Origin of the sequence: Mesorhizobium sp. M7A.F.Ca.US.006.04.2.1, assembly GCF_004022915.1 — a bacterium.
Classification (GTDB): Bacteria; Pseudomonadota; Alphaproteobacteria; order Rhizobiales; family Rhizobiaceae; genus Mesorhizobium; species Mesorhizobium ciceri.
This window is the reverse complement of record NZ_RZQA01000370.1, coordinates 1-5,923: the sequence shown is the minus strand read 5'-3', so window position 1 is coordinate 5,923 and position 5,923 is coordinate 1. Positions and strand designations below refer to the sequence as shown.

6 protein-coding genes are annotated in these 5,923 nt (G+C 62.6%); 4 read left to right on the top strand and 2 right to left on the bottom strand.

The annotated features are described in order from the left end of the window. The 3 genes from EN925_RS19710 to EN925_RS19700 all read left to right on the top strand — a co-directional run. Positions 1 to 577 (top strand): sulfite exporter TauE/SafE family protein (locus EN925_RS19710; protein WP_164894287.1); only part of this gene is annotated, 577 nt, incomplete at its 5' end. Next, positions 577 to 1,368, top strand: coding sequence for a TIGR02186 family protein (locus EN925_RS19705; protein ID WP_013533664.1), 792 nt, complete (start codon positions 577 to 579; stop codon positions 1,366 to 1,368). The genes EN925_RS19710 and EN925_RS19705, both read left to right, overlap by 1 nt. A gap of 169 nt (positions 1,369 to 1,537) precedes the next feature. Further along, positions 1,538 to 2,794 carry an Hsp70 family protein gene (locus EN925_RS19700; protein WP_127369290.1) on the top strand — a complete coding sequence of 419 codons (1,257 nt, stop codon included), beginning with the start codon at positions 1,538 to 1,540 and terminating at the stop codon, positions 2,792 to 2,794. A 188-nt stretch (positions 2,795 to 2,982) separates the two neighbouring features. Here EN925_RS19700 and EN925_RS19695 read toward each other — a convergent pair whose 3' ends face one another. Next, positions 2,983 to 3,444, bottom strand: a complete 462-nt coding sequence (locus tag EN925_RS19695) for a cupin domain-containing protein (RefSeq protein WP_013533666.1) — start codon at positions 3,442 to 3,444, stop codon at positions 2,983 to 2,985. Between the two features lie 110 nt (positions 3,445 to 3,554). On the opposite strand from EN925_RS19695, the gene EN925_RS19690 reads away from it, so the two are divergent. Further along, a complete protein-coding gene (locus EN925_RS19690) occupies positions 3,555 to 5,117 on the top strand; it encodes a winged helix-turn-helix domain-containing tetratricopeptide repeat protein (RefSeq protein ID WP_127369291.1) in 1,563 nt (520 codons plus the stop codon). A gap of 134 nt (positions 5,118 to 5,251) precedes the next feature. On the opposite strand, the gene EN925_RS19685 is transcribed toward EN925_RS19690, so the two are convergent. After that, the coding region (locus tag EN925_RS19685) for a LysR substrate-binding domain-containing protein (protein WP_128336826.1) at positions 5,252 to 5,923 on the bottom strand (672 nt) is incomplete at its 5' end.

Genomic DNA, 5,923 nt, shown 5'->3' with positions numbered 1-5,923 from the left:
GCTCTACGTCGTGCTGCTCGGCACCGTCGGCGGGCTGATGCTGGTCGAAAGCGTCAATGCGCTGCGCGCGACGCGCAGCGGTGCGGCGCCGGTGCTGAAGAAATCCGGCCAGCACAACTGGATCCACCGCTTGCCGCTGAAGATGCGCTTCAGGGCGTCAAAACTGTTCGTCAGCGTCATCCCCGTCCTTGGGCTTGGCGCCGGCATCGGCTTCCTGTCGTCGATCATGGGCGTCGGCGGCGGCTTCATCATGGTGCCGGCACTGATCTATCTGCTGAAAGTGCCGACCAATGTCGTCATCGGCACCTCGCTGTTCCAGATCATCTTCACCTCCGCCTATACGACGCTGGTCCACGCCACCACCAACCAGACAGTCGATGTCGTGCTGGCCTTCCTGCTGATGGCGGGCGGCGTCGCCGGCGCGCAGTACGGCGCGAAGGCCGGCCAGAGGCTGCGCGGCGAGCAGCTCAGGGCCTTGCTGGCACTGCTGGTGCTGGCGGTGGCGATACGATTGGCGATCGATCTTTTCGTCACCCCGCCCAACCTCTATTCGCTGTCCGCCGCGGGCCTCAACTGATGAAGGCTCGCAGCACATTCGCAACCGCCATTGTCCTGTCGCTGCTTGCGGCCGCCGTGCCGGCGAAGGCACAGGTCCCGCTGACCGAAGGCATCCAGATCGGTCTCTCCACCGACAACGTCTCGATCACCGCCGGTTTTTCCGGGGCCGATCTGACCATCTTCGGTTCGCTGGAGAACCCGGATCCACTCGTCGCGCGCCAGGGCCGCTACGACGTCATCGTCGTGCTCGAAGGTCCGCCCAAACCGGTGGTGGTGCGCCGCAAGGACAGGGTGCTCGGCGTCTGGGTCAATCTGGACTCTGAGACCTTCGAAAACGTGCCCGTCTCCTATTCGGTGGCGACGACGCGGCCGCTGCAGGACATCACCGAACCCAACAGCTACAAGCAGCTGTCGCTCGGCGCCTCCAACCTCTACATGCAGCCCGCCGATGCCGGCGACAGCCCGGCGACGATCGAGGAGTTCACGGCGGCACTGCGGGAGCGCAAGTCGGCGACCGGGCTCTACAGCGAGAATGTCGGCGGCGTGCAATTCCTGTCGCAGAACCTTTTCCGCGCCACAGTGAGGCTGGCGCCGAATGTGCCGGTTGGAACCCACAAAGCCCGCGCGTTCCTGTTCAAGAGCGGTCTGTTCATCAAGGAAAGCTCGGCCCAGCTCGAAATCCGCAAATCCGGTTTCGAGCAGTCGATCTTCCGTGTCGCGCACAATTATTCCTTCCTCTACGGCGTCTTCGCGATATCGCTGGCCATGCTGACCGGCTGGCTCGGAAGGCTGATCTTCCGGCGAGATTAGGATTTTCCCCGAAAAGTGGTTTCCCTTTGCCGAGGCATGCGGTAGACCGCGCTCCCCAGCCAAATGGCAGACACAAACAATTCGGTTCGGCAGAGCAGCCCGTCCCCGGACAGCGCGCGATTTCTCATGGCGCCTGTCGGCTCGCCGACGACAGATGCAGGAACTTGTCATGCGACCAGCCTTCGGCGGCATCGACTTCGGCACTTCGAACTCCACCGTGGGCGTGGTCCGCAACGGGCAGCCGCGCCTCGTCGCGCTGGAGAACGGCCAGGTCACGCTGCCCAGTGCCGTGTTCTTCAACTTCGAGGACAACCGCACCTGCTTTGGCCGCCAGGCCATCGCCAATTACACCGACAGCATCGAAGGCCGGCTGATGCGTTCGCTGAAGAGCGTGCTCGGCAGTTCGCTGGCCCATGAAAAGACCCGCATCAAATCGCGGTCGATCGGCTTCATGGAGATCGTCGGCATGTTCCTTGGCCACCTCAAGAAGAGGCTGGAAGCCGATGCCGGCGATACGGTCGAGACCGTCGTTCTTGGCCGGCCGGTGCAATTCGTCGATGACGATGCCGAGGCCGACGCGAAGGCGCAAAGCGAACTCGAGAACGCCGCACGTGCCCAGGGCTTCAAGCACATCGCTTTCCAGTTCGAGCCGATCGCGGCGGCGCTCGACTACGAGCAGAAGGTGACACGCGAGGAACTGGCGCTGATCATCGATATGGGCGGCGGCACGTCGGACTTCTCGATCGTGCGGGTCTCGCCGCAGCGCTCCCGTTTGCTCGACCGCAAGGACGACATCCTGGCCAGCCGGGGCGTCCATATCGGCGGTACGGATTTCGACCGGCTGCTGAGCATCGCCCATGTCATGCCGCAGCTCGGCTATTTGACGCCGACCAAGGACGGCAAGCGCAACCTGCCGGCAAGCTATTTCATAGACCTCGCCACATGGCAGCGCATCAACCTGGTCTACACCGCCAAGGCGATGACGCATCTGCGCCAGATCCGCTACGAGGCCGAGCGCGCCGACCTGGTCGACCGTTTCATCCACGTCGTCGAACACCGCTACGGACACGCGCTGGCCGCACGTGTTGAGAAGGCCAAGATAGAGCTGACCGACAGGTCATCCGCAGAGGTCGCTGTGAAGCTGCCGGGTGCGGAGTTCACCGCCGAAATCACGCGCAGCGGGCTCGACGCGACGATTGCCAGGGACATCGAGCGGGTCACCGCAACGGTCGGGCAGACTATCAGGGACGCTGAGGTGAAGCCGTCCGACATCACCGCGGTGTTCCTGACCGGCGGATCGACCGCGATCCCGCTGGCCAAACGAGAGATCCTGTCGATGGTGCCGCAGGCATCCGTCATCGAAGGCGACATGTTCGGCTCGGTCGGACTTGGCCTGGCGCTGGATGCGCAACGCAAGTTCGGCTGAGGCTTTCTTCGAGCGGTCCAGCTTTTCAGAGATTACTGATCCGCTTTAGGCCAGGTCGTGTACCCATAACCTTCGGCGTGATGCGATGAAGATCACGTCCGCTTTGCGCCGATAGCGACCAAGCTCGTGCGCCAGCGCGATATGTCGCAATGGGCCAGAAGCTGTCGTGGGGCCGCCGTGACAGATGCCTACCCGCGTGTCGTCAAAGTCGAGAGCTGGTCAGTATCGTAGCGGTTCCGCAGCTCAGCGAGGGCTTTTGGGTCCGGCGCACCCTGCGCCGCGAGTTTGGCAAGTTCTTCGAAGTAGCGTTCGTGGCCAGGCGGAGAGACGGTCATCAGCACGCGGGCGGGTCTCTCACTGACATTCGTGATGTCGTGCGGCACTCCCGGTGGAATGAACAGATAGGTTCCGGGCGTTGCGCGAACCGTCTTGTCGCCGACATGCCACGCACACTCGCCTTCGAGCAGGTAGAACGTCTCTTCCTGCACACGGTGAACATGCCGTCCGGTGGCGAATCCCGCTGGGATCGTCCAGTCAAACATGCTCGTGTGCTTGGTGTTTTCGCCGGTGACGAGGAAGACCATAGGTTGACCACGCAGCATGATCCCCTTCTTCTCGTCGGGCATGCGAATAATGGCATTGGCGCTCATAGGATCCTCCTTTGACTGGGTGCTTACTTCCGGCAAGCACCTGTGCGACATTGGCCGTCGATGCCGGGAAAGTCGTGAATTCGTTCCCAAAAATTTGCTAAAAGCGTTGGATGACAATCGGAGGCGACCTTTATCAGTTTGGCCCGTTCCGTCTCGATCAGGTGGCGGGCATTTTGTATCACGGCACCGAGCCGACCATGCTTGGGCAACGCGCCGTTTCGCTTCTGCGTTTGCTGCTCCAAAACGCGGGCGTACCGGTATCCAAAGACGCGCTGGTCGAAGCCGGCTGGGGCAAATTGGCGGTTGCCGACAACAACCTGACGGTCCAGATCGCGGCCTTGCGCCGGGTATTGGCCGACGCAGCGGATGCTGAGAGCTGGATCGAAACACTGCCGCGCCGAGGCTATCGCTATGTAGGACCGGCTGTTGCGACGAGTGTCCCTGATCGTTTTGCAGCCGCCCGCACCGCGTCGGCGCCGACCTTGCCTGAGAAGCCTTCCGTGGCGGTCCTGCCGTTCTCGAACTTGAGCGGAGATCCGCAACAGGAGTACTTCGCCGATGGAATGGTCGATGACATCATCACCGGCCTGGCACGCATAAAATGGCTTTTCGTTATCGCGCGAAACTCGACCTTCGCTTACAAAGGCCGCGCCGTGGACGTGAAGCAGGTCGGCAGCGAGCTTGGCGTACGATATGTCCTCGAAGGCAGCGTGCGCAAAGCTGGCGGTAGTGTGCGCGTAACCGCTCAGATGATCGATGCATCGACCGGCGCGCACGTGTGGGCCGAGCGCTACGACCGCAGTTCGGAGGACATTTTCGCGCTTCAGGACGAAATCGCGCTATCAGCGGTGGGCGCGATTGCTCCAAGCTTGCGAAAAGCGGAAATTGAACGTGTCAGGCGGAAGCGCCCAGAGAGTCTCGACGCATACGATCTCGTGCTTCAAGCCCAGCCTGATGTCGATACAGGTATGCCGGAACAAGTTACGAGAGCACTGGCGCTTCTTGAGCGTGCCATCGCACTCGAGCCTGCCTATGCCCTTGCGCATGGCAATGCAGCAATGTGTCATCATTGTTTGTTCCTTCGTGCCGGGCTGCAGGAATTCAACCGTGCGGCTTCGATCCGGCACGCCCGATTGGCCATTGTCCATGGACAAGACGATGCACTCGCTCTGACATGGGCAGGGTTTTCGATCGGCATGGACGCGCATGATCGCGCCGCTGCATTCACGGCATTAGACGCAGCCCTCGCCATTAGCCCGTCATCGGCGCTGACTTACATTCTTGGCAGCGTCGTTCTCGGATGGGCCGGCGAAGCAGAGCGCGCGATAGAATGGAGCGAGAAGGGTATCCGGCTAAGCCCGTTCGATTCGTGGGCTTGGGCCGCGTTTGACGCCCAAGCAATGAGCCATTTGCTGCGCGGGCGTTACGAAGAAGCTTGTCGCGCAGCCTACAAGTCCGTTCAAGCCAATCCGGCACACAGCATCACCTACGTGCAACTGACCGCTGCGCTCGCCAAACTCGGCCGGCTGGACGAAGCGAGGGCCGCCGCCGCGCGCGTGCGCGAGCTTCAGCCGGGCTTCCGCTACAGGCGCCAATTTGCTGGCGTGCGCTGTGCGCCAGCGCTCGCGGAGACTCTGGGAAGCGCGCTGCGGGACGCCGGATTGCCAGAGTGACGGCTGAGCGTCGAGGCGGACAGCGCTAGCGAGCCCATCTGGGGAGGAAGGTCGTGGTGAGGCGTTTCAATCAGCCACTCGATACAAAGTACCAAGACCTCCGAGCCAACGGCAAACCCGCAAACTCTGATACTCTAGCCCGCCGACGGGGCATCCGCCTTGCCGTCGAGATGCGCCTTAAGCGCCATCTGGGCCAGGCTTGCCTGGCGATCGCGATGGGTGATCATGGCGAAGTCGCGTTTCGGCAGTTCGAGCGGCACCGATCTCAGACTGCCTTCGGCCACGGCGCGAGCCGCGACAAGCTCGGAGATGATGGTGGCGCCGGCCCCCGCCTCGACCGCCTGGCGAATAGCTTCATTGCTCGGCAGCACCAGGAATATCTGGAGGTCGGCGAGCGAAATCCCTTCGTGGCGCGCCAGATCCTCCAGCACCTCGCGCGTACCCGAACCACCCTCGCGGATGATCCAGCGCAGGCACTTGATGTCAGGGCGGCCGGGCGCGACTTCGGGGATCTCCGGATGCGCGCTGGCAACCACCAGCATCAGCTTGTCGACGTCGACCTTGGTGCGGCGCAGGATATCGGACTCGGTGCGGCCTTCGACCAGGCCCAGATCCGCCGCGCCATCGAGGACATTGGCCTCGACCTGCCTGGTGTTGCCGATGGAGACGCTCAGCCTGACGGCCGGATAGGCTTCGTGGAAGGAAGCCAGCCGGCGCGGCAGCCAGTAGCTGGCGATGGTCTGGCTGGCGGCGATCGAGAGGCTGCCGGTGACGGTCTGCGAGACATGCTCCAGCACATTGCGGGC

Bases quoted from the DNA above. Each gene is read 5' to 3' on its own strand.
- EN925_RS19705 (WP_013533664.1), top strand. From the start codon at position 577: ATGAAGGCTCGCAGCACATTCGCAACCGCCATTGTCCTGTCGCTGCTT.
- EN925_RS19700 (WP_127369290.1), top strand. From the start codon at position 1,538: ATGCGACCAGCCTTCGGCGGCATCGACTTCGGCACTTCGAACTCCACC.
- EN925_RS19695 (WP_013533666.1), bottom strand. From the start codon at position 3,444: ATGAGCGCCAATGCCATTATTCGCATGCCCGACGAGAAGAAGGGGATC.
- EN925_RS19690 (WP_127369291.1), top strand. From the start codon at position 3,555: ATGACAATCGGAGGCGACCTTTATCAGTTTGGCCCGTTCCGTCTCGAT.